The following is a 21,358-nucleotide window of genomic DNA, read 5'->3' as shown; positions in this document are numbered from 1 at the left end:
GTAAGCGGTCGGAACACTCTCGGTGGGGCAGCCCGACCGATTGAGGGATCTTGATCAGCTTCACCGTGACGGCGCTCGTCTTCGGCGTCGTCTTCCTCGCCGAACTTCCCGACAAGACCGCGCTCGCCGGGCTCGTCCTCGGCACCCGCTACCGCGCCTCGTACGTCTTCGCCGGCGTCGCCGCCGCCTTCACGCTGCATGTGGCACTCGCCGTCGCGGCCGGCAGTGTGCTGACCCTCCTGCCGCAGCAGATCGTGCAGGCGCTGACCGGAGTGCTGTTCCTCGGCGGCGCGGCCGTGCTGCTGATGAAGAAGGACGAGGATGAGGGGGAGGTCCGCAGGCCGGAGAACCAGTCCTTCTGGAAGGTCGCCGGGACGGGCTTCATGCTCATCCTGGTCGCGGAGTTCGGCGACCTCACCCAGATCATGACGGCGAACCTCGCGGCGCGTTACGACGATCCGCTCTCCGTCGGCCTCGGCGCGGTGCTCGCGCTGTGGGCGGTGGCCGGACTGGGCATCGTCGGCGGAAAGGCCCTGATGAAGCGGGTTCCGCTGCGGCTCATCACCAAGATCGCGGCGCTGCTGATGCTCGGGCTCGGGGTGTGGAGCCTGTGGGAGGCCGTGTCCGGCTGACCTGAACGGTGAGTGAACTGTTACGGCGAACAGTGGCGGAAAGCGGGCTCTGTTTTGTACCGTGAGGGAACAAAGTGGTTCCCGCCCGTTTTCCCTGACCGGCGGGCGGGACCACCTTGTCCCTCCCTCCGGGGCTCACCCGCACGCCCCTGCCCTGCCCCGCGTCTTGGAGCTGCCGATGACGGCCACCGCCGTGCTCACCGCCCGCGCCCTCCTGCTGGACATGGACGGCACGCTCGTCAACTCCGACGCCGTCGTCGAGCGGATCTGGCACCGCTGGGCCGAGCGGCACGGCCTGGACGGGGGCGAGGTCATGAAGGTCGTCCACGGCCGGCAGGGCCACGCCTCGATGGCGCTGCTGCTGCCCGGCCGCCCCGTGGAGCAGAACCTCGCCGACAACGCGCGCATGCTCGCCGAGGAGACCGCCGACATGGACGGCGTCGTCCCGGTGCCCGGCGCCCCGGAGTTCCTCGCCTCCCTGCGCGGCCTGCCGCACGCCCTGGTGACCTCCGCCGACATCGCCCTGTCCACCGCGCGGATGGCCGCCGCCGGGCTCGACCTGCCCGAGGTCCGCGTCACCGCCGAGTCCGTCGGCGCCAGCAAGCCCGACCCCGAGGGCTTCCTCAAGGGCGCCGCCGAACTGGGCATCGCACCCGCCGACTGCGTCGTCTTCGAGGACTCCGCCGCGGGGATCGCCGCGGGGCGCGCCGCGGGGATGCGGGTTGTCGGGGTCGGCCCGCGGGCCGGCTTCCACCGGCCGGACGCACTGGTGCGGGATCTGACGGGGGTGCGGGTGGAGGCAGTGGGGGGCGGCGGGATTCGGCTGTACGTGGGGTAGGCGGCGGGTGCTGCTCGGTCTCGGCGAGGGGCTGTGCTTCCAGGCGCCGGTCCAGGCAATCCCAGCCCGTCCGGCGATTGAGGACGAGGCCGTTCAGGCCGACAGCGCAGCCCTACGGCCAGAGCGCAGCCCTACGGCTCAGACGTCTCCGACTCCAGCTTCGCCCGGGTCTCCTTGTCGTACACCCCAAGATTGTCGGTGCCGACAGAGCGAGACCACTGGTAGTTGCGCAGCGCCTCCTCCACCTCGCTGGTGAAGTCGCCGTCGACATCGCCGTTGTAGAGGTACACCTCGTTCAGCCGCTGCTGGAGTTCGGTGACCTCGGGCCCCTCGTCGCCCCGGCGCAGCACGGAACCGCTCCGGCTGTTGCCTTCGGACCCCTCTGCCGAACCGCCGCCGGAATCGGACCCACCGGGGGCGCTGCTCGTCGGCGTCCGCGTCGGCTCGGCCGACCGGGTCGGGGTCGGCGAGGCACTGGACGCGGACGCCGACGGTGAGGCGGAGGGCGACCGGCTCGTGCTGGCGGACGGGCTCGGAGCGGCGGACGTCGGCGGGGCGGACGGGGTCTGAGGGGACGCCGACACGGACGCCTCGCTCGTCGAGGCGTCGGGGACAGCGGCCCGTACCGCCTCCGGCGGCGCCCCTTCCCGCGACGGCGTCTCGTAGGCGAACAGCCCGCTGGCGAACCCGGCCGCCGCCACCACGGCGACGACGGAACCGCTGACGGCGAGCAGGACGGTGCTACGACGCCGACGGCGCGGCCGTTCGTCGTCGTCGCCGGACGGACCGGCCGACCCGGGCACGGCGGGGCCGATACCGTCCGCCGCCTCGAACAGGCGCAGGTCGGTGGAGCTGGGGGCGGTCGGCGGCGGGACCAAGGGGGTCGGGACCAGGGGGGTCGGGAGTACGGAGGCCGTGTCGGCGCCGACGGCGGGTAGCGCGGTGGTCGCGCCGGCGTCTAAGACGGGCAGCGGTGCCGTCGCGTCCGCATCGGCATCCAGCGATGCACCACGCGCCCCGGCCGATCCCGATCCCGATCCCGATCCCGATGCCGTACGCGCCGCGCCGGGATCGACCGCACGCAGCAGCATCGTTTCCTCAACCGGAGGCGCGTCCGGCGTACCGGGCGTACCGGACACCTGACCGACCCCTGCGCCCGTGTCGTCGACCTCGCCCTCGACCTCGGCGCCGTCGTCGTCACCCTCGCGCGCCCCCGCCAGCTCGACGTACGGCCGTATTCGCAGCGGATCGAAGTCCTCCGCCGCGGCCGCCTCCGCCGTGCGGGCGTCACGCAGGGCGTCGGACGCCCGCTGGGTGCACCCGCAGGACGGGCTGTTGTCGGCACCCCGGGGTGCCCCGCACTCCGGGCACCGGTGGCCCGTCGGCTCTGTCACGTGTTCGTCCCTCCCTCCGCGACTCGCGACTCCCCTCGCGAACTCCAGAGATTATGCAGATCTCCTCCACATTGTCGCCCGCGCACCCCCGGAACCACCGCTTCCGGCAGGACTCAACAGGCCATAACTGGTCACACCGACCACGATGGAAGTTCTGACGAGACCTTCGGGAGGTCTTCATGGCCGGGGATGCCCACGCCGGGACCGGAAATGTGGGAGAAGCGCGAGATGGGCGAGATGAGAAGGACGAGCATGTGCCCGGCAACGTCCTCGTCTCCATCGGTGCCCTGCTGCTCGGGATGCTGCTCGCCGCCCTCGACCAGACCATCGTGTCGACCGCGCTGCCCACCATCGTCAGCGAACTCGGCGGCATGGAGCACCTGTCCTGGGTGGTCACGGCGTATCTGCTGGCCGCGACCGCCGCGACCCCGCTGTGGGGCAAGCTCGGTGACCAGTACGGTCGCAAGAGGCTGTTCCAGATCGCGATCGTGATCTTCCTCGTCGGCTCGGCGCTGTGCGGCGCGGCACAGGACATGCCCCAACTGATCGGCTTCCGGGCGTTGCAGGGCCTCGGCGGCGGTGGCCTGATGGTGCTGTCGATGGCGATCGTGGGGGACATCGTCGCGCCGCGCGAACGCGGCCGTTACCAGGGGCTGTTCGGTGCCGTCTTCGGAGCGACCAGCGTCCTGGGCCCTCTGCTCGGCGGGCTGTTCACCGAGCATCTGAGCTGGCGCTGGGTCTTCTACGTCAATCTGCCGATCGGTGTCGTCGCGCTCGCGGTGATCGCCACCGTGCTGCGCATCCCGCGCAAGTCCCTGCCGCACGTCATCGACTACCTCGGTACGTTCCTCATCGCGGCGGTCGCCACCTGCCTGGTGCTGGTGGCCTCGCTGGGCGGCACCACTTGGGGCTGGGGTTCGCCGCCGATCGTGGGCCTCGCGGTCGTGGGCGTGGTCCTGGCCGCGGTGTTCGTGGCCGTGGAGCGGCGGGCCGCCGAGCCCGTCCTGCCGCTGAAGCTGTTCCGCATCCGCACGTTCACGCTCTCCGCCGTCATCAGCTTCATCGTCGGCTTCGCGATGTTCGGCGCGATGACCTATCTGCCGACCTTCCTCCAGGTGGTCCAGGGCGTGACGCCGACCCTGTCCGGCGTGCGCATGCTGCCGATGGTTTTCGGCCTGTTGCTGGCGTCGACCGTCTCCGGGCAGATCGTCAGCCGCACCGGCCGCTGGAAGGTCTTCCCGGTCGCCGGCACCGGCGTCACCACCCTCGGCCTGCTCCTGCTCCACCAACTCGACGAGCACAGCTCCACGCCCGAGATGAGCGGTTTCTTCTTCGTCTTCGGACTCGGACTCGGCCTGGTGATGCAGGTCCTGGTCCTCATCGCGCAGAACGCGGTCTCGTACGAGGATCTCGGCGTCGCCACCTCCGGCGCGACCTTCTTCCGGTCCATCGGGGCCTCCTTCGGCGTCGCCATCTTCGGCACGGTCTTCGCGGGCCGCCTCGGCGACGAACTGGCCGACGCCTTCCGGGGCGCCCAACTCCCGCCCGGCGTCTCGGTGGACACGCTGGAGGCCGACCCGCGGGGCATCACCGCCCTGCCGGCCGCGCTGCGCCCGCCGGCCCTGGAGGCGTACGCGACGTCCATCACCGACGTGTTCCTGTACGCCGCTCCCGTCGCCCTTGTCGGCTTCGTGCTGGCCTGGTTCCTGAAGGAGGACCGGCTGCGCGGCTCGGTCACGGCACCGGACCTCTCCGAGACGCTCGCCAGCAACCCGGTGGAGCGGTCCTCGTACGACGAGGTGTGCCGCGCGCTGTCCGTGCTCGGCACGCGGGAGGGCCGCCACGAGATCTACCGCGAGATCACCGAACGGGCGGGCTACGACCTTCTCCCCGCGGCGAGCTGGCTGCTGCTGCGGACCAGGAAGTACGGCAGGGTCGAGCCGGCCGTACTCGCCGAGCGCAGCCCCGTCCCGCTGATCGTCGTCATGGAGGCCGCGCGCCAGGTCGAGGAACGCCACCTCGCCCGTCGCGAGGGCCCCGACCTGCTCCTGACCGACCAGGGCCGCGCGGTCGCCGACCGGCTCGCGCTGGCCCGTGAGGAATCGCTGGCCGAACTCCTCGGCGACTGGTGGCGGCCCGACCGGTCCACCGACCTCGTCCAGCTGGTCAAGGAGCTGAACCTCGAGCTGTGCGGCTCGGAACGGGAACGCCCGCATGACGAGCGCACGGTGGCGCGGCGCAGCTGAGGCGCTTGCGGAACCAGTGTTCGGCGTACTTGTCGTCGTTGTGCGGCTCGGTCTCCTGGTAGCCGAGCCGCGCGTAGAGGGCACGGGCCTCCACGAGGTCGCCGCGCGTGTCGAGGATCATCGACGTGGCACCGAGCGTGCGCGCCGCGTCCTCGGCGGCCCGTACGAGGAGCACGGCGCCGCCCTTGCCGCGCATCCCCTCGTGCACGAACACCCGGGTGAGCTCGGCGATCCCGTCCGCCAACAGCCGTACGCCCGCGCTCCCGGCCGGTTCGCCGCCGTACCGGGCGACCAGCAACTGGCCGGTGGGCGGGCGGAGTTCGGCGCCGGTGCGTGCGGCGATCTCGCGCTCCAGCTCGTCCGGGTCGGTCCGTCGCGCCTCGTGCAACTGGTACCAGCGGTCGCTGACCTCCGTGTAGTACGCCCGCCAGAGCGCGGCGGCGACGGGGGAGTCGTAGGGTTCCGGGGCGATGGTCCAAGTCGTCGTCATGGCGGACATTCTCGGGACGGGACCTACCGGGCCCGCAACCGGATATGCGTGGCCTCCGGCCCGTCCATCTCCTCCTCCCGGGCATCCATTCGGTGCCTTCGTTTGGGTGGCGCCGCCCGGGCTACCCGCTCGGGGAACCGGCCCGCACGGAGAGCCGGTTGGGCCGAGAACCTGGAAGGCATTCATGTCCACAGGCGTGATCATCGCTCTGATCGTGATCGTGGCGGCCGTCGTCGGCATCGCGGCCGTCCTGACCCTGCGCGCCCGGCGCGGACCGGGCGGCCCCGGCCTCAAGCGGCGCTTCGGACCCGAGTACGGCCGGGCCGTGGCCCGGCACGACGGGGACGCCAAGGCCGCCGAGCGCGAGCTCGCCGCACGCGTGGAGCGGCATGGAGCGCTGCGCGAGCGGCCACTGGAGCCCGCGCGGCGCGCGCAGTACGAAGCCCGCTGGACGGCCGCCCAGGAGCGCTTCGTCGACTCGCCGCGGGATGCGGTGGCCGAGGCGGACCGGCTGCTCGCCGATCTGGCCGGCACCCGGGGCTTCCCGGACGGCGGGCAGTACGAGGAGCAGCTGGCTGCCCTGTCCGTGCACCACGCGCACCACGTGCACGGCTACCGGCGCGTGCACCGCGTAGCCCGCGCGGACGACGCGGCCGGGGCGGCCGGGGAGGCCGGGGCGCAGGGCGACGACGGCCGGGCCGGCACCGAGGAGATGCGCGAGGCCATGGTCGAGGCCCGGGCCCTGTTCGAAGACCTGCTGGCCCCGACCCGTCACCGTGAGCCGCCCCGACGGGAGGCCAACAAGTCGGCAGACAGGCCGGCACCCGCCCGCGCCCACCTGCCATGGGGATTCAACAGGCGCCACACCAAGGGGAGTTGACCGACATGACGAACGCGACGACCGACCCGGGCGAGGAAGGCACCCCGCGCGACGACAAGCCGAGGGGCAACGCGGCGCGGGAGCCTGGTGCGGCGGGCGGCGTCCCTGACTCTGGTGCGGCTACCACTGGCTCGGGCCCGGATGCGGCGGGTGGCGTTCCTGGCCCTGGTGCGGTGACGGGCGTCCCTGGCCGTGGTACGGCTACCACTGGCTCGGGCCCCGGTGCGGCGATTGGCGCCCCCAGCCCCGGTACGGCGACCGGCGTCCCTGCTCCCGGTACGGCGACCGGCGTCCCCAGCCCCGATACAACGACCGGCGCCCCCAGCCCCGGTTCGGCGGGCGGCGTCCCTGCCCCCGGTACGGCCACCACCGTCTCCGGCCCCAGTACAACGACCGGCGCCCCCGACCCCGGTACGGCCACCAGCCCCATCAGCCCCACCCCCAGCACGGTCCCCACCGGCACCGGCACCGGCACCAGCGCTACCCCCACCCCCCTCCTCCCGCACGACGAGACCGACAAGCTCTCTCTGCGGTTGCAGCACGCGGTCGCCGGGTTTGTGGACGGGCCGCGGTCCTCGGTGGAGGAGGCCGATCGTGTCCTGGAGGACGTCGCCGGGCGCTTCACCGACGCGGTGCGGCAGCGTCGTCGTACGCTCCGGAGGTCCTGGCAGGCCGCGGAAGCCGCGGAAGCGGAAGGCGGTCGCGGGGGCAAGCACGCGGCGTCCGCCGACACCGAACAACTCCGGCTGGCCCTGCGGGACTACCGCGAGCTGGCGGAACGGCTCCTGCACCTCTGACGCGCGGCCACCGCTACAACCACTACTCCGCCGCCCGGCGCTCCCGCCACTGCCGTACGACCTCCTCGACGTCGTACGGTTTCAGGCCCAGCGGGGGGCCGGGCGGCGGCTTGAACATGACCTCGCGGATCTTGACGTTGATGTCCTCGACGAGCTTGCGGACGATCCGTTCGGTGGGGGCCTGCAAGGCCGCCGCGAGGGTGTCCTCGGCCTCCTTGCGCAGGGCCAGTGTGGGTGGCAGGACGGAGAGGCCCTCGCGGGCCATCTTCCGCTTGATCCACCACAGTTCGTCGTACGGAGTCTCGGCTTCCTGCGGCAACGGCTTGCCCGCGCCGGGGAGTCGGGCGAAATCGCCGCGGCTCTCGGCCTCGCGGATCTGTTTGTCGACCCAGGACTCGAACGGAACACCCGGTGGCTTGCGCTCGGTCATGTGTCCATTGTGCCGGACGTTGTGCCGGACGCATGAGTTCGCTGCTCCGGGCGAATTATCATTCGGCGGCTGCGTAAGGACACTTCAAAAGGAGCGCACGTGCTCGAACTCACCATGGCCGCCGTCTCCCCGGCGGAGGAGGGCGCCACGGCCGGCATGCTCATGGCCGACTCGCCCAGTGACCCGGGCGCCGTGCTGCGGGTGGGCCGGGACAAGTCGGTGTGCCGGCTCGCCACGCCCGACGACTGGCTGTTCGTCTCCCGGGTCCATCTGGAGTTCCTGTGCGGCCCGGAGGGCACCTGGCAGGTGACCTGGCTACAGGGCTCCCAGCCCGAGCCGTCCTCGGAAGTCCGGCTGATGGTCGGCGAGTACGCCCAGCCCCTGGTCTACGGCGGAACCGTGCCGTTGCCCAGAGGCGGCAGCGGCGAGATCGTCATCCACGACCGCACCGCCCCACGCAGCGTCAACGTGGGCTTCTACCACGAGATGTGAGCGCCGGCGCAGTGCCGGCGTTCACGCGAGCACCCGGGCCAGCGCGAACCCGTCGTACCCCTTGCTGCCCACCGTCTGGATCGCCGTACCGCTCAGCCTCGGGTGCCTGCCGATCAGCTCGATGGCGGTCCGGGTGCCCTGGACGTCCGGCGCGGTGCTGCCGGTGTCGGCCACCCGGCCGTCCCGCACGACGTTGTCGACGACGATCAGGCTGCCCGCGCTGGTCAGCCTGAGGGCCCACTCGACGTAGTGCGCGTTGTTGCCCTTGTCGGCGTCGATGAAGACCAGGTCGAAGGGGGGCGGGTTCTCGTCGGCCAGCTTGGGCAGTGACTCCAGGGCCGGGCCCACCCGCACCTCGGCCAGCTTGTCCAGGCCCGCGCGCGCGATGTTGCGGGTGGCGACCTCGGCGTGCCGGGCGCTGTACTCCAGGGAGATCAGCCGGCCGTCGGCGGGCAGTGCGCGGCCCAGCCAGATGGTGCTGTAGCCGCCGAGGGTGCCGATCTCCAGGATATTGCGGGCGCCCTGGATCTGGGCTAGGAGCTGGAGGAGCTTGCCCTGGGGCGCCGTGACATTGACGGGCGGGAGCTCGGCCGCCTCGCTGTCGCGCAGGGCCGCCTCCAGTGCCTCGTCGTTGCTCGCGAGGTGGGTGGTGAAGTAGTCGTCGACGTCGTCCCAGAGCTGCGACTCGCTCATGCACCTGTGCCTTTCCTGTGGCTAGTTAGAACTGCTAACTAGCTTTCCTAATGAATATAGTCGCGTGCCCCCTCCCTGTCAGTGTGTTCCCGGTGGCGGGTTTCGGCCGATCGACCCACCGCGATGTGATCTTCAGACGCCCTGCGGAGGCGACCGAACCTCGCGCGGACTATCGTCATCCGGACAAAAGAAGAACGGACGTCAGGTGAAGAGGGGGTTGCCTGCGTCTCTCTTCCGGGGCGGTGCGAGCCTCATAGGGTGCGCAAAGCATTCCCACGCGTTCTGACGCGGGGGACGAACGGGGCGGGAGGCCGACGAGGCGTGGCAAATGCGGAGCACAGTGGGCGACCGGCGGAAGCTTTCGGAGCGACAGCCGTCGGCACGACACAGACACGCCTGCGCGCGGCTCGGCTCGGCCTGTGGCTGGTCGCCGCGGTCCTCGCCGTACGACAGGTGGCCGTCGTCCTCGGTACGCCCCGGGGGGACCGGCTGACGGATCTGGAGACCTGGGTCGGTCCGGACGGCGTCCTGCATGTGAACGGTTCGTTGTACGACTCGACGCGCTTCACCGGTACGCCCTTCGGCGGGCTGGTCATGAAACCGCTGACCCGGGCCGCCGAGCAGGCCCTCGGCTGGGGCTGGACCTTCGGCACGCTGCTGCTGGTCGTCGCCCTCGGCCTGGTCGCCGCCCGCGCCCTGCCCCAGCCGGTGAGCAGACGCACCTCCCTGCTCGCCGCCCCCGTCGCGGTCAGTCTGCTCATGCTGTCGCTGCCGGTGCGCAACACCCTCTGGCTCGGCCAGACCAGCATCATCCCCGTCCTGCTCGTCCTGCTCGGCTGCTTCGCCGTGCGCGGACAGCGGGCCGGCGGCCTGCTCATCGGCATCGCGGCGGCCCTCCAGCCGACCGTCCTGCTCTTCGCCCCGCTGCTGTGGTTCACCGGCCGCAGACGGGCCGCCGCCTCCGTCGGCGTGACCTTCGCCGGATGCACCGCGCTCGCCTGGGCGGCGATGCCGCACGACTCGTACATCTACTGGGTGCACCACATGGCCGGCGTCGGCCTCGGCGGCAAGGCCGACGACCTCGCCAACCAGTCCCTGCACGGTGCGCTGCTGCGGCTCGGCCTGTCGGGTCCGCTGGAGATCGCCCTCTTCCTGGCGCTGGGCGCTTCCGTCGCCTTCCTCGGCCTGCGCCGCGCTGTGCGCTACGCCCGCGACGGACAGCTGCTGCTCGCCGTCGCCATCACCGGCTGCGCCGCGATCGCCGTATCGCCCACCACCTGGCAGCACCAGCTGCTGTGGGTGCTGCTCGCGGTCGTCGGCCGGGTCGGCAAGCGGGCCTCCGACCGGTACGTGTGGCCGGTCGCCGTCGTCATAGTGATGACGCTGCCCGCGAAGATGATGCTGCCGAACATGGCGGCGCTGTACACCCTGCGTGACAACGTGGTGCTGCTGGCCGCGCTGGCCGCCGCCACGGTCGTCCCCTTCCTGTCCCGCACGTCGACGCACTACCGCTCGCCGATCCCGACGGAGTACGCCGAGCCCGTACCGGCGCGCTTCAAGCAGGTCCCCCTCCTCCCCTTCCTCCGCCGGGTCCTCACCCGCCCGAACCTCCTGCTGGAGCTGCTGCTCATCCGCGTCACGTACGCCGCGTACCAGAAGGTCCGGCTGGCGGCGACGGGCGGCAGCAACTCGGAGGGCAGGGTCACCGCCGAGCAGCACGGCCAGCAGATCCTGGATCTGGAGCGGTGGCTGTACCTCGACATCGAGCGCTGGGCCAACCACGCGGTGGTGAAGGTCGGCTGGCTGCGCGACTTCTTCGACTTCTACTACGAGTCCTTCCACTTCGTCGTCCCGCTGAGCGTCCTCGCCGTCCTGTACTGGCGCCGCCCGGTCGACTACCGCTGGGCCCGCTCGTCCCTCGGCTTCGCCACGCTGCTCGCCCTGGTCGGCTTCTGGCTCTACCCGCTGGCCCCGCCGCGCCTGATGCCGAACCTCGGAATCATCGACACGGTGCACGGGGTCCAGGACTTCTCCAAGCCGGACTACGGCACCCTGACGGCCCTCACCAACCAGTACGCGGCGATGCCGTCGCTGCACTTCGGCTGGTCGCTGTGGTGCGGAGTGGTGATCGCGATCATCGCGCCGAGGTGGTGGATGAAGGCGCTGGGCCTGCTGCACCCGTTCTTCACGGCCTCGGCGATCGTGGCGACCGGCAACCACTGGGTGCTGGACGCGGCGGGCGGGGCGTTGGTCGTCGGCGGGGGCTTCGGGCTGGCGTATGTGTTCCAGGGGCCACGCGCCCGTACGACGCTGAAGGCGGCGCAGGCCAGCAGCCGGCCGGACCTGGTGAAGAACCCCACGCCGACCTGAGCCGCCCGTCGGCTGCGGCGCCGCCGCTCGCGTCATCCCGATGAGCCATGCGCCATGCGCCATGAGCCAGGATCGGACGGGCCGGCGGCGCCGGGAGCCGCCGACCCGAGTATGGAGGGTGTCCGGATACTCCGGGTGTCCTGATGTTCAGGGTGTCCCTGTGTCCCTGGTCCGGGTGTCCGGGTGTCCGGGTGTCCGGTGTTCCGTGTGTACGTCAACCCGCGCTGACCTGAAGCTCCTTGACGCCGTTGATCCAGGCGGAGCGCAGCCGGCGCGGATCGCCAGTCGGCCTCAGGTTCGGCATGGCCTCGGCGATCGCGTTGAAGATGAGGTCGATTTCGAGGACCGCCAGGGACTTGCCGAGGCAGTAGTGCGGGCCTCCGCCGCCGAAGCCGAGGTGGGGGTTGGGGTCACGGGTGATGTCGAAGGTGTCCGGGTTCTCGAAGACGTCGGGGTCGTGATTGGCGGAGGCGTAGAACAGCCCCACCCGGTCGCCCTTCTTGATCTGCTTGCCGCCGAGTTCCGTGTCCTGGGTGGCGGTGCGCTGGAAGGAGTTGACGGGCGTCGCCCAGCGGACGATCTCCTCCGCCGCGGTCGCCGGACGCTCCCTCTTGTACAGCTCCCACTGGTCGGGGTGGGTGAGGAAGGCGTGCATGCCGTGGGTGATGGCGTTGCGGGTGGTCTCGTTGCCGGCGACGGCCAGCATCAGCACGAAGAAGCCGAACTCGTCCGAGTTGAGGTTCCCTTCGTCCTCGGCCGACACCAGGGTCGTCACGATGTCCTTGGCGGGGCACTGCTTGCGGTCGGCGGCCATGTTCATCGCGTACGCGATGAGTTCGGTGGCCGACTCGGCGCCGACCTCCTCGGTGATCGCGTACTCCGGATCGTCGTACGAGATCATCTTGTTGGACCAGTCGAAGATCTTGGTCCGGTCGTCCTGCGGGATGCCGATGAGCTCGGCTATCGCCTGGAGGGGCAGTTCGCAGGCGACCTCGGTGACGAAGTCGAAGGAGCCGGAGCGGGCGCGTGCCTCGGCCACGATGGAGTGGGCGCGGGCGCGCAGGGTGTCCTCCAGCGCCCGTATGGCCCGCGGGGTGAACACGCGCTGCACGATCTGGCGGACGCGGGTGTGCTCCGGCGGGTCCATGTTGAGCAGGATCAGCCGCTGGGCGTCGATCGCGTCGCGCTCGATGTGCTCGTTGAAGCGGATGATCGCCGTGTTGAGATACGAGGAGTAGAGCTCCGGGTGCGTGGAGACGTACCTGACGTCCGCGTGCCGGGTGACGGCCCAGTACCCCTCGTCCTGGAAGCCGGCGAGGTTCGATGTCTGGGGGACCCAGCGAACGGGTTCGGCCCGGCGCAGCTCGGCGAACTCCGGCAGCGGGACCCGGTGTTGCAGCAGATCGGGATCGGTGAAGTCGAACCCGTCGGGGAGAGCTGGACAGGGCATGGGCGACTCCAGCTGAGGCTCTGGACCGCGCTCTTTTCTGACGGCCCATCAGGAATGAGGTCGCCGTGACCGTAGTAACGGGTTCTAGAAGTAGCAAGAGGCATGGCGCTCCGAATTGCCTGCACGCCCCTTGCGGTTGCGGGCGCCGGGTCAGCAGACTGCATATGGAACTAGAACACGTACTAGTTCCGCGTGGCGGGCTGGGCCGGGACGCCCCCGCGCCGCGCGGGTAACGGAGGAGAGGAACTCCCCATGGCCGCCGAACCCGTGATCGTCGAGGCCGTACGCACCCCCATCGGCAGGCGCGGCGGCGCGCTTGCCAACCTGCACCCCGCCTATCTCCTGGGCGAGACCTACCGTGAACTCCTCGACCGCACCGGCATCCCCGCCGACTGCGTCGAACAGATCGTCGGCGGCACGGTGACCCACGCCGGCGAACAGTCCATGAACCCCGCGCGCACCGCCTGGCTGGCGGTCGGGCTGCCGTACGAGACGGCGGCGACGACGGTCGACTGCCAGTGCGGGTCCTCGCAGCAGGCCTCCCACATGGTGGCCAACATGGTCGCGGCGGGCGTGATCGATGTCGGCATCTCGTGCGGCGTCGAGGCCATGTCGAGGGTGCCGCTCGGGTCGGGCTCGAAGCACGGGCCGGGAAAGCCGTTCCCCGACGAATGGAATGTGGATCTGCCGAACCAGTTCGAGGCGGCGGAGCGGATCGCCCGCCATCGGGGACTGACGCGCGAGAACGTCGACTCGCTCGGCCTGGTCTCCCAGGAACGGGCCGCTGTCTCCTGGTCCGAGGAGCGGTTCAAGCGCGAGACGTTCGCCGTCCAGGTGCCGACGACGGAGGAGGAGCAGCGCGCCGGTCAGGGCATGTGGCGGCTGGTGGACCGCGACGAGGGCCTGCGCGACACGTCGATGGAAGCCCTGGCGGGGCTGAAGCCGATCATGCCCACGGCCGTGCATACGGCGGGCAACTCGTCCCAGATCAGCGACGGCTCGGCGGCGATCCTGTGGGCGTCGAAACGGATGGCGCGAGCGCTGAAGCTACGGCCTCGGGCCCGGATCGTCGCCCAGGCGCTGGTCGGAGCCGACCCGCACTTCCACCTCGACGGGCCGATCGACGCGACGCGGGCCGTGCTGGGCAAGGCGGGCATGTCGCTGAAGGACATCGACGTCGTCGAGATCAACGAGGCGTTCGCGTCCGTGGTGTTGAGCTGGGCGCAGGTCTTCGAGCAGGACCTGGAGAAGGTGAATGTGAACGGGGGCGCGATCGCGCTCGGGCACCCGGTGGGCGCGACGGGGGCTCGGCTGATTACGACCGCGCTCCATGAACTGGAGCGCGGCGACAAGGAGTTCGCGCTGGTGACGATGTGTGCGGGGGGTGGGTTGGCTACCGGGACGATTATTCAGCGGTTGTAGGTGGCGGTGGTCGTCCAGGTGATGAAGGTGGCGGGGTCGAGGGTGAGGATCGGTCCCACCGGTTCTCGGAGTCGACTTTCCTGAGCCGTGTCAGTCCAGGCAGAACTCGTTGCCCTCGGGGTCGGTCATCACGATGAAGCCGGTGCTCAGCGGGGGATCGGGCTCGAAGCGACGTACCCGTGTCGCCCCCAGCGCGACGAGCCGGTCGCACTCGGCCTCCAGCGCCGCCATCCGCTCCTCTCCCTGAAGTCCGGGAGCCACACGGACGTCGAGGTGGACGCGGTTCTTGGCGACCTTGTCCTCCGGTACCTGCTGGTAGAACACCCGTGGGCCGTGCCCGTCAGGGTCCTCGATCGCCGATCTCGTGTTGCGCTGCTCCTCCGGTACGCCGACCCGCGCGAGGAAGTCGTCCCACGCTGCCAGCGGGTCGGCGCCCTCGGGCAGGTCGACCCCGGGCGGGCCGGGGTGGACATAGCCCAGGACCTCGCACCAGAAGGACGACAGCGACCGCGGGTCATGGGCGTCGAAGGTGATCTGGATGTGGCGGCTCATCGGGGTGCTCCGTTCGTTGCGGGATTCGTGTGCTCGTGGAGGTCGCGCAGCGGGCAGACTGCGGACAGATGGTGGATCGGCTCGCGGTGGGGATGTGCGGCACCAAAGAGGCCATGGGCGCCTCGGGGAAGGTTCTCCTTCGCGCCGACCGGGACCCGGATTCCAGCTTCGCCGAGTCCGCGCACCGGGGCGAGCCAGACGTCCAGCTGGCCCTCGAGCTCGTCGAGCGCGGCGCGTACGTCGAGTGCGTCTGCGTCCATGGAGCCACCCTGACACCCATGGCGGACAGAATCGATCCGCTATGGCTGGGCAGCATGGACGGGGCGAGCAGTAACGAGCGTGGTACGACGGAGCGGGTGCTCAACCTGCCCGGGGTCACGCCGCGCACGGTACGGCGTGATGTCGAGTGGCTGCGCACGCTCGGCTATCCGGTGTATGCCAGCCAGGATGTGCTTCACGGAAGGCTCACGGAACGCGGGTGTCGAAAGTGACCGGCGTCTCGAAAGCCGCCCGGCGGGTGGCGCGGCGCAGGGCCTTGAGGACCGTCGGGCCGAGGAGGACGGTCAGGACCACGGTGATCACGGCCCGCCCCAGGTCCCAGCCCAGCGACGTTGCCAGGCAGTACGCGGCGAAGCGGGCCAGGTTGGCGGGGACCGCCGCGTCCGGGTCGAAGGCGATGTTCGACGCGAGCGTGCCCATGAAGGGCCAGCCGGCCAGGTTCATCGCGGTGCCGTAGGCGAAGGCGGCGAGGAAGCCGTAGGCGGCGAGCAGTCCCAGCTCGCCCCTGCCGCGCAGGCGGTCCGGGCCCGGCAGCAGGCCCGCGCCCATCGTGAACCAGCCCATCGCCAGCATCTGGAACGGCATCCACGGGCCCACTCCGCCGGTGAGCAGCGCCGACGCGAACATCGTCACCGAGCCGAGCACGAAGCCGAAGCCCGGGCCGAGCACGCGTCCGCTCAGCACCATCAGGAAGAACATCGGCTCGAGACCGGCCGTCCCGGCGCCGATCGGCCGCAGCGCCGCGCCGGTCGCCGCCAGCACGCCGAGCATCGCCACCGCCTTCGGGCCGAGGCCGGACTCGGAGATCGTCGCCGCCACGACGGCCACCAGCAGCACCAGCAGGCCCGCGAAGAGCCACGGCGCGTCCTGCGCGTGCGCGCTCACCTGGGAGGCGGGCGGGGCGAGGAACGGCCAGCCGAGGGCGGCTACGCCGACCGCGCTCACGAGGACGAGCGCGGCGACGGAGCGGGGGCCGAGGCGGACGGCACGGGCCTGTGGGCTTGCCGTCATGGCGGGGCTCGCCCTCATGACAGCGCCTCCCTCACCTGAGCGACCGTGAGCCACTTCTGCGGTGCCAGGATCTTGGTGATCTGTGGCGCGAAGGACGGGGAGGCGACCACGACGTCGGCGGTCGGGCCGTCGGCGATGACCTCGCCGTCGGCCAGGAGGACCACCCGGTGAGCGAGCTCGGCGGCCAGCTCGACGTCGTGCGTGGCCAGTACGATCGCGTGTCCCTCGGCCGCCAGCCCGCGCAGGACGGCGACCAGGCGGGCCTTCGCCGCGTAGTCCAGGCCGCGGGTCGGCTCGTCCAGGAGAAGCAGGGGAGGGCGGGCCGTCAGGATCACGGCCAGGGCGAGGGTCAGACGCTGGCCCTCTGAGAGGTCGCGCGGGTGGGTGTCGTCCGTGATGCCGGGGAGCAGGTCGGAGACCAGGCCCCGGCAGGTGCCGGGGGCCGCCTCCGCGTCCCGGTCGGCGGCCGCGCACTCGGCGGCGACCGTGTCGGCGTACAGCAGGTCACGCGGTTCCTGCGGTACGAGTCCCACGCGGCGTACGAGGTCGGGGGGCGCCGTGCGATGCGGTACGACACCGCCGACCCGGACCGATCCGGCGGCCGGTTCCACCAGCCCGACCAGCGCCGAGAGCAGCGTGGACTTTCCGGCGCCGTTGCGGCCCATGAGGGCGATCGTCTCGCCGGGGACGACGGTGAGGTCGATATGGCGGAGGGCCTGGACGCGAGCGCGTCGGACGGCGAGGGAGCGGACTTCGGCCGTGCGCGGGGGAGTTGGGGCGGCTGGGGGTTTCCTGCGGAGGCGCCGACGGGACATGGGGGCGGGGCGCGCCGCCAAGAAGGCGGCGAGGCGTGGAGCCAAGGGGGTGGTGGGGTGTGGTGTTGAGGGTGTGGCGGGGTGTGGTGTCGAGGGTGCGGTGGGATCCGGTGTCGAGGGTGTGGCGGGGTGCGGTGTCGAGGGTGTGGCAGGTTGCGGAGCCAAGGGCGCGGCGGGATCCGCTGTCGAGGGCGCCGCGGGGTGCGGAGTCGAGGGTGTGGCGGGGTGTGGTGTCGAGGGTGCGGCGGGTTGCGGAGCTGAGGGCGTGGCGGGATCCGGTGTCGAGGGTGCGGCGGGTTGCGGAGCTGAGGGCGTGGCGGGATCCGGTGTCGAGGGCCCGGCGGGTTGCGGAGCTGAGGGTGCGGCGGGTTGCGGTGACGAGGGTCCGGCGGGGCGCGGTGTCGAGGGCGAGGCGGGATCCGGTGTCGAGGGCGTGGCGGGATCCGGTGTCGAGGGCGCGCCGGCGCACGCAGCCGAGGGTGCGGCGAGGCGCGGAGTCACCGGCGCGGCGAGGCCCGGAGTCGAGGGTGCGGCAGGGCCCGGTGTCGAGGGTCCGGCGGGGTCCGAAGTCACCGGTGCGGCAGGGGCCGCCGCCAAGGGCGCGTTAGCCCGTTCCCTGTCCGGAGCCGTCCCCCCGGCCAGCCGTTCCCGCAGATCCCCCGCCCGTCGCCGCGCGTCCCGGACCGTCAGCGGTAGTGGGGACCAGTTCGCGAGCCGGCCCAGGTCCACCACCGGCGGGTACACCGGTGATACGGCCATGATCTCGGCCGGGGTGCCCAGGACCGGTGCGGCGCCGGGCGCGGGGAGGAGGGCGACCTGGTCGGCGTACTGGATGACGCGTTCCAGCCGGTGTTCGGCCATGAGGACCGTCGTACCGAGGTCGTGGACGAGGCGCTGGAGGACCGCGAGGACCTCCTCCGCCGCCGCCGGATCCAGGGCGGAGGTCGGCTCGTCGAGGACCAGGACGCGCGGGTGCGGGGTGAGGACCGAGCCGATCGCGACGCGCTGCTGCTGGCCGCCGGAGAGGGTGGCGATGGGGCGGTTGCGGAGATTCGCCAGGCCGAGGAGGTCCAGGGTTTCCTCGACGCGGCGGCGCATCACGTCCGGGGCGAGGCCCAGCGACTCCATGCCGTAGGCGAGTTCGTCCTCGACGGTGTCGGTGACGAAGTGGGAGAGCGGGTCCTGGCCGACGGTCCCCACCACGTCGGCCAGTTCGCGCGGTTTGTGGGTGCGGGTGTCGCGGCCGGCCACCGTGACCCGGCCGCGCAGGGTGCCGCCGGTGAAGTGCGGGACGAGACCGCTGACCGCACCCAGGACTGTCGACTTGCCGACACCCGACGGGCCCACGAGAAGGACGAGTTCACCCTCGGGGACCTCGAAGTCCACGCCCCGGACGGTGGGTTCGGGAGAGCCGTCGTAGGTCACGGAGACGTCCTCGAAGCGGATCATGATGCTTCCTTGGGGGCGACGAACGCGGGCAGCAGGCCGAGGAGGACGGCCGCCGCGGGCCAGAGGGGGAGGGCGGGAGCGACGAGGGGGACCACGCCGGGATGCAGGCCCTCGGGGTCGTAGGAGGCGGCAAGCGTCAGCAGCACGGCGACCGCGATGCCGCAGCCGGCGACCAGCCAAGCGCGGACGCCCCAGCGGTCCGGCCGGTAGCGGGTGCGCGGGGAGCGCCGGCCGCCGAGGTGGAGGCCGGCGAGCGCGGCGGTCAGCCCGGCGAGCAGGACGGGGAGGCCGTAGGTGCCGCCTTCGGCGGTCAGCAGTCCGTACGTTCCCGCGCAGACGCCGAGCAGACCGCCGAGGGTGAGGGCGGCGGTGGTACGGCGGACGGAGGCGGGGACATCGGCACCGCGGCCGTAGCCGCGGGCGTCCATGGCGGCGGCGAGGGCGACGGAACGTTCCAAGGCGCCCTCCAGGACCGGGAGTCCGACGTGCAGAAGGCCGCGGAGGCCCTTGTCGGGTCGGCCGCGCAGGCGGCGGGCGGCGCGCAGGCGCTGCACGTCGGCGATGAGATTGGGGGCGAAGGTGAGCGCGACGACCACGGCCACACCCATCTCGTACAGGGCGCCCGGCAGGGACTTGAGGAGACGGGCCGGGTTCGCGAGGGCGTTCGCGGCGCCCACGCAGATCAGGAGCGTGGCCAGTTTCAGGCCGTCGTAGAGGGCGAAGAGGAGACCTTCCGCGGTGACCCTGCCGCCGAGGCGGATGCCCTGCGCCCAGTGGGGGAGCGGGACTTCGGGGAGGGTGGCGATCACGTGCGTGCCGGGGATGGGGGAGCCGAGGACGACGGCGAACACGAGGCGGATGAGGAGGACGGCGAGGGCGAGCTTCATGAAGGCGGTGTACGAGCGGGCGGTGGGGGTGTCCGGGCGGCGGGCGGCCACGACGTAGGCGGACGTGGTGATGAGGAGGGCGAGGAGGAGGGGGTTGGTGGTGCGGGTGGCGGCGGTACCGAGGGCCAGGGCCCAGAGCCACCAGGCGCCGGGGTGGAGGGCGGGGGGCGCGCTGCGGTGGTGCGCGTTATGGAGGGCGGGGCGCGCGCCGCGGTGGTGCGCGGGGTGGAGAGCGGAGCGACCGCTGCGGTGGTGCGCGGGGTGGTGCGCGAGGCCTGCTTCGTTACGGCGCATCCCTGCGCCGCCTTGCCTGCCATGCCGCCGCCAGGCCGAACAGGGCGACAACCACCGCCCCCGCCAGCAGGCCCAGCGACGGACCGGCGTCTGCTTCATCCGACTTGTCTGTCCTGCCCGGCTTCGAACTCGGCTTCCGCTCCGCCGTCACCTGCTCCCCGCAGCCCTTCTCCGGATACCCCGCGATGGCGCACAGCAGGGCGTCGGTGCCGTAGCGGAGGGGTTTGGCGACGGCGGCGAGGGCCTCGGCCGTGGTCGCGTCGGGGGACACGCGTGCGCATGCGGTGCGGGTCGCCGGCGGGATCTCGCCTGACGGGGCGTCCGTCGCCGTACCGAAGTCGATGACCAGGGCCACCCGCTTCTGGCCGTCCCGCGCGGGCGTCTTCGCGCAGATCGTCGTGAACTCCGCTGTGCCGCGCGGCCGGGTCGCGGCACCGGAGTCCTCGCTCACCGCGAAGCGGAAGCCCTGGACGTCGCCGTCGGAGGGGCGGGCGGTCGAGGGGCCCTGGGTGGCGTACGTCCACTGGTTGCCGTCGCGCTCCCAGAAGGACCAGTAGCGGTAGCCGGCGGCCTGTGCCTGGCCCATGCTCCCGAAGAGAACGTTCCCGAGGAGCGGGAGCGCGGCCAGGACCGTCAGTGCCGCGGTACGGCGGCGGCGTATCACGGCTGCTGCCCCTTGTTCCCGCTCTTGTTCCCGCTCTTGTTCCGGCTCTTGTTCCGGCCGCTGATCAGGAAGCCGACGCCGGCCCCGGCGGCGAGGCCCGCGCCGACCATCCACCAGACGCCGCCGCTCCCGTTGTCGGAGCCGTCGTCCGAGTCGTCCTTGACGGTAGCGGTGTCCCTGAGGTCCGCTGTCGAGGACGCGGGCCCCGGCGCGCCGAGCTGCCGCACCAGATCCGCGCCGCCGAAGTCACGCGGGTCGGTGCCGGTCGCGTACGCGGCGAAGATCAACTGGGCGTAGGCGGCGGGCCCGCTCTTCTTCGCCCAGGCGGCCGAGTTCTTCTCCAGCCACCGCAACGGCTGCTGAGCCTGTGCCACCCCGCCCTGCGCGGCGAGCGCGACGACGGCGTCCGCGGTGTTGCCGTAGTCGGGCTGGTCGGCGGCACCCGGAAGGACGGACTTGAGGTAGCCGTCCTTGGCGACCGACTTCGCGAGGTAGGAGGCACCGTTGGCCGCGACTTGCCGCGGGCTCAGGTCACCGGCGCCGGCGCAGGTCGCCGCCGTGTCGGTCTCCTTGCCGGGCGCCGGCACCAGGCCCTTGCCCAGCGCGCCGACCACACCCGCGGCCGTGGCGTCCGCGTTGGCGGCCAACTTGCCCTCCTTGTCCGGCTGGAAGGCGAAGGCGCCCGCGCCCGCCCCCTTGCACGGCAGGGCGAGCTTCCGCAGGGCGTCGTACGGGGACCGCTCGCCCTTGCGTACGTCCTGCGGCTTGTCTCCGACGGCGGTCAGCGCGCCGACGACGACGGACGTCGAGTTGGTGTCGCTGGCGCCGCCGGGCGCGTACCCCCAGCCGCCGTCCGTGTTCTGCACGGACTTCAGCCAGGCGACGGCCTTGTCGGTCGCGGTGTAGTGCCCGCCGAGCGCGGCGAGGGCCTGGACGGCGGCAGCCGTGTTGTTCGTATCCACCGGGAGCTTCGCGTCGCACGCCTTGGCGGGGTCGGCGCGGTAGGGCGCGAACGCCCCGTTCGCGCACTGCTGCCCGGTCAGCCAGTCCACGGCCTCGGCGGCGGGCCTCACCCCCGCCATGTGCTGGGCGAGCAGGGCGAGGGACTGGCGCCAGACACCGTCGTACGTCGGGTCCGCACTGCCGTACAGCCCGGACGGGAGCGTGGCCGACGGCGAAGGGGAGGGCGCGGCGACGGCCGGTGCGGCGACGCCGATCACGGAGACGGCGGCGGCCAGGACCACGGCGCTGCGGCGGACGTTCATGATCGGCG

19 protein-coding genes and 1 pseudogene are annotated in these 21,358 nt (G+C 71.8%); 9 read left to right on the top strand and 11 right to left on the bottom strand.

The window, feature by feature from the left end:
* Window positions 1-50 precede the first annotated feature (50 nt).
* Window positions 51-632, top strand: a complete 582-nt coding sequence (locus AB0I77_RS13810) for a TMEM165/GDT1 family protein (RefSeq protein ID WP_363282717.1) — start codon at window positions 51-53, stop codon at window positions 630-632.
* Window positions 633-810: 178 nt separating this feature from the next.
* Window positions 811-1,470 carry an HAD-IA family hydrolase gene (locus tag AB0I77_RS13805; RefSeq protein ID WP_363282716.1) on the top strand — a complete coding sequence of 220 codons (660 nt, stop codon included), beginning with the start codon at window positions 811-813 and terminating at the stop codon, window positions 1,468-1,470.
* A gap of 131 nt (window positions 1,471-1,601) precedes the next feature.
* Here the strand turns inward: AB0I77_RS13805 and AB0I77_RS13800 are convergent, their stop codons facing one another.
* Complete coding sequence (locus AB0I77_RS13800) at window positions 1,602-2,864, bottom strand: peptidoglycan-binding domain-containing protein (RefSeq protein ID WP_363282714.1); 1,263 nt, start codon at window positions 2,862-2,864, stop codon at window positions 1,602-1,604.
* A 179-nt stretch (window positions 2,865-3,043) separates the two neighbouring features.
* Between AB0I77_RS13800 and AB0I77_RS13795 the strand changes: the two genes are divergently transcribed.
* Window positions 3,044-5,110, top strand: coding sequence for an MDR family MFS transporter (locus AB0I77_RS13795; protein ID WP_363282713.1), 2,067 nt, complete (start codon window positions 3,044-3,046; stop codon window positions 5,108-5,110).
* Here the strand turns inward: AB0I77_RS13795 and AB0I77_RS13790 are convergent.
* A complete protein-coding gene (locus AB0I77_RS13790; protein ID WP_363282712.1) occupies window positions 5,031-5,609 on the bottom strand; it encodes a GNAT family N-acetyltransferase in 579 nt (192 codons plus the stop codon). The two genes, AB0I77_RS13795 and AB0I77_RS13790, sit on opposite strands and share 80 nt — an antisense overlap.
* A gap of 175 nt (window positions 5,610-5,784) precedes the next feature.
* On the opposite strand from AB0I77_RS13790, the gene AB0I77_RS13785 reads away from it, so the two are divergent.
* Entirely contained in the window at window positions 5,785-6,480 is a 696-nt protein-coding gene (locus tag AB0I77_RS13785; protein ID WP_363282711.1) for a hypothetical protein, read from the top strand.
* Window positions 6,481-6,485: 5 nt separating this feature from the next.
* Window positions 6,486-7,277 carry a hypothetical protein gene (locus tag AB0I77_RS13780; protein WP_363282710.1) on the top strand — a complete coding sequence of 264 codons (792 nt, stop codon included), beginning with the start codon at window positions 6,486-6,488 and terminating at the stop codon, window positions 7,275-7,277.
* Window positions 7,278-7,299: 22 nt separating this feature from the next.
* Here AB0I77_RS13780 and AB0I77_RS13775 read toward each other — a convergent pair whose 3' ends face one another.
* Window positions 7,300-7,707 carry a DUF1992 domain-containing protein gene (locus tag AB0I77_RS13775; protein ID WP_363282708.1) on the bottom strand — a complete coding sequence of 136 codons (408 nt, stop codon included), beginning with the start codon at window positions 7,705-7,707 and terminating at the stop codon, window positions 7,300-7,302.
* A 99-nt stretch (window positions 7,708-7,806) separates the two neighbouring features.
* Between AB0I77_RS13775 and AB0I77_RS13770 the strand changes: the two genes are divergently transcribed.
* Window positions 7,807-8,199, top strand: coding sequence for a hypothetical protein (locus AB0I77_RS13770; protein WP_363282707.1), 393 nt, complete (start codon window positions 7,807-7,809; stop codon window positions 8,197-8,199).
* A 21-nt stretch (window positions 8,200-8,220) separates the two neighbouring features.
* On the opposite strand, the gene AB0I77_RS13765 is transcribed toward AB0I77_RS13770, so the two are convergent.
* Window positions 8,221-8,892, bottom strand: a complete 672-nt coding sequence (locus tag AB0I77_RS13765; RefSeq protein ID WP_363282706.1) for an O-methyltransferase — start codon at window positions 8,890-8,892, stop codon at window positions 8,221-8,223.
* Window positions 8,893-9,213: 321 nt separating this feature from the next.
* Between AB0I77_RS13765 and AB0I77_RS13760 the strand changes: the two genes are divergently transcribed.
* Window positions 9,214-11,262, top strand: a complete 2,049-nt coding sequence (locus AB0I77_RS13760; RefSeq protein ID WP_363282704.1) for a bifunctional glycosyltransferase 87/phosphatase PAP2 family protein — start codon at window positions 9,214-9,216, stop codon at window positions 11,260-11,262.
* Window positions 11,263-11,476: 214 nt separating this feature from the next.
* Here the strand turns inward: AB0I77_RS13760 and AB0I77_RS13755 are convergent, their stop codons facing one another.
* Window positions 11,477-12,712 carry a cytochrome P450 gene (locus AB0I77_RS13755; protein WP_363282703.1) on the bottom strand — a complete coding sequence of 412 codons (1,236 nt, stop codon included), beginning with the start codon at window positions 12,710-12,712 and terminating at the stop codon, window positions 11,477-11,479.
* Between the two features lie 252 nt (window positions 12,713-12,964).
* Between AB0I77_RS13755 and AB0I77_RS13750 the strand changes: the two genes are divergently transcribed.
* A complete protein-coding gene (locus AB0I77_RS13750; protein ID WP_363282702.1) occupies window positions 12,965-14,134 on the top strand; it encodes a steroid 3-ketoacyl-CoA thiolase in 1,170 nt (389 codons plus the stop codon).
* A 90-nt stretch (window positions 14,135-14,224) separates the two neighbouring features.
* On the opposite strand, the gene AB0I77_RS13745 is transcribed toward AB0I77_RS13750, so the two are convergent.
* Window positions 14,225-14,686 (bottom strand): VOC family protein, encoded by a 462-nt coding sequence (locus tag AB0I77_RS13745; protein WP_363282701.1) that lies wholly within the window; start codon window positions 14,684-14,686, stop codon window positions 14,225-14,227.
* Window positions 14,687-15,000: 314 nt separating this feature from the next.
* Between AB0I77_RS13745 and AB0I77_RS13740 the strand changes: the two are divergent.
* Window positions 15,001-15,129: pseudogene (locus AB0I77_RS13740) on the top strand (HTH domain-containing protein); the annotation flags it as partial.
* A gap of 22 nt (window positions 15,130-15,151) precedes the next feature.
* Here the strand turns inward: AB0I77_RS13740 and AB0I77_RS13735 are convergent.
* From AB0I77_RS13735 to AB0I77_RS13715, 5 genes are read right to left on the bottom strand one after another with little or no spacing between them, the layout of a single operon-like run.
* On the bottom strand, window positions 15,152-15,976 hold the full coding sequence (locus tag AB0I77_RS13735; protein WP_363282735.1) for an ECF transporter S component: 825 nt from the start codon (window positions 15,974-15,976) through the stop codon (window positions 15,152-15,154).
* A gap of 14 nt (window positions 15,977-15,990) precedes the next feature.
* Window positions 15,991-18,240, bottom strand: coding sequence for an ATP-binding cassette domain-containing protein (locus AB0I77_RS13730; protein WP_363282700.1), 2,250 nt, complete (start codon window positions 18,238-18,240; stop codon window positions 15,991-15,993).
* A complete protein-coding gene (locus tag AB0I77_RS13725; protein WP_363282699.1) occupies window positions 18,237-19,421 on the bottom strand; it encodes an energy-coupling factor transporter transmembrane component T in 1,185 nt (394 codons plus the stop codon). Before AB0I77_RS13725 ends, AB0I77_RS13730 begins: the two co-directional genes overlap by 4 nt.
* Window positions 19,411-20,085 carry an SCO2322 family protein gene (locus AB0I77_RS13720; RefSeq protein ID WP_363282698.1) on the bottom strand — a complete coding sequence of 225 codons (675 nt, stop codon included), beginning with the start codon at window positions 20,083-20,085 and terminating at the stop codon, window positions 19,411-19,413. Before AB0I77_RS13720 ends, AB0I77_RS13725 begins: the two co-directional genes overlap by 11 nt.
* The gene (locus AB0I77_RS13715; protein ID WP_363282697.1) at window positions 20,082-21,350 is read right to left on the bottom strand and encodes a prenyltransferase/squalene oxidase repeat-containing protein; all 1,269 of its coding nucleotides are present in this window, start codon (window positions 21,348-21,350) and stop codon (window positions 20,082-20,084) included. The genes AB0I77_RS13720 and AB0I77_RS13715 overlap by 4 nt, the downstream gene beginning before the upstream one ends.
* Window positions 21,351-21,358: the final 8 nt, after the last annotated feature.

It is taken from the genome of Streptomyces sp. NPDC050619 (assembly GCF_040654815.1).
Lineage (GTDB): Bacteria > Actinomycetota > Actinomycetes > Streptomycetales > Streptomycetaceae > Streptomyces.
Note: the sequence above shows the minus strand (reverse complement) of the source record. Positions and strands in the feature narration are given on the sequence as shown.

Bases quoted from the DNA above. Each gene is read 5' to 3' on its own strand.
- AB0I77_RS13755 (WP_363282703.1), bottom strand. From the start codon at position 12,712: ATGCCCTGTCCAGCTCTCCCCGACGGGTTCGACTTCACCGATCCCGAT.
- AB0I77_RS13765 (WP_363282706.1), bottom strand. From the start codon at position 8,892: ATGAGCGAGTCGCAGCTCTGGGACGACGTCGACGACTACTTCACCACC.
- AB0I77_RS13775 (WP_363282708.1), bottom strand. From the start codon at position 7,707: ATGACCGAGCGCAAGCCACCGGGTGTTCCGTTCGAGTCCTGGGTCGAC.
- AB0I77_RS13730 (WP_363282700.1), bottom strand. From the start codon at position 18,240: ATGATCCGCTTCGAGGACGTCTCCGTGACCTACGACGGCTCTCCCGAA.
- AB0I77_RS13745 (WP_363282701.1), bottom strand. From the start codon at position 14,686: ATGAGCCGCCACATCCAGATCACCTTCGACGCCCATGACCCGCGGTCG.
- AB0I77_RS13790 (WP_363282712.1), bottom strand. From the start codon at position 5,609: ATGTCCGCCATGACGACGACTTGGACCATCGCCCCGGAACCCTACGAC.
- AB0I77_RS13795 (WP_363282713.1), top strand. From the start codon at position 3,044: ATGGCCGGGGATGCCCACGCCGGGACCGGAAATGTGGGAGAAGCGCGA.
- AB0I77_RS13725 (WP_363282699.1), bottom strand. From the start codon at position 19,421: ATGCGCCGTAACGAAGCAGGCCTCGCGCACCACCCCGCGCACCACCGC.
- AB0I77_RS13735 (WP_363282735.1), bottom strand. From the start codon at position 15,976: ATGACGGCAAGCCCACAGGCCCGTGCCGTCCGCCTCGGCCCCCGCTCC.
- AB0I77_RS13715 (WP_363282697.1), bottom strand. From the start codon at position 21,350: ATGAACGTCCGCCGCAGCGCCGTGGTCCTGGCCGCCGCCGTCTCCGTG.
- AB0I77_RS13785 (WP_363282711.1), top strand. From the start codon at position 5,785: ATGTCCACAGGCGTGATCATCGCTCTGATCGTGATCGTGGCGGCCGTC.
- AB0I77_RS13805 (WP_363282716.1), top strand. From the start codon at position 811: ATGACGGCCACCGCCGTGCTCACCGCCCGCGCCCTCCTGCTGGACATG.
- AB0I77_RS13780 (WP_363282710.1), top strand. From the start codon at position 6,486: ATGACGAACGCGACGACCGACCCGGGCGAGGAAGGCACCCCGCGCGAC.
- AB0I77_RS13750 (WP_363282702.1), top strand. From the start codon at position 12,965: ATGGCCGCCGAACCCGTGATCGTCGAGGCCGTACGCACCCCCATCGGC.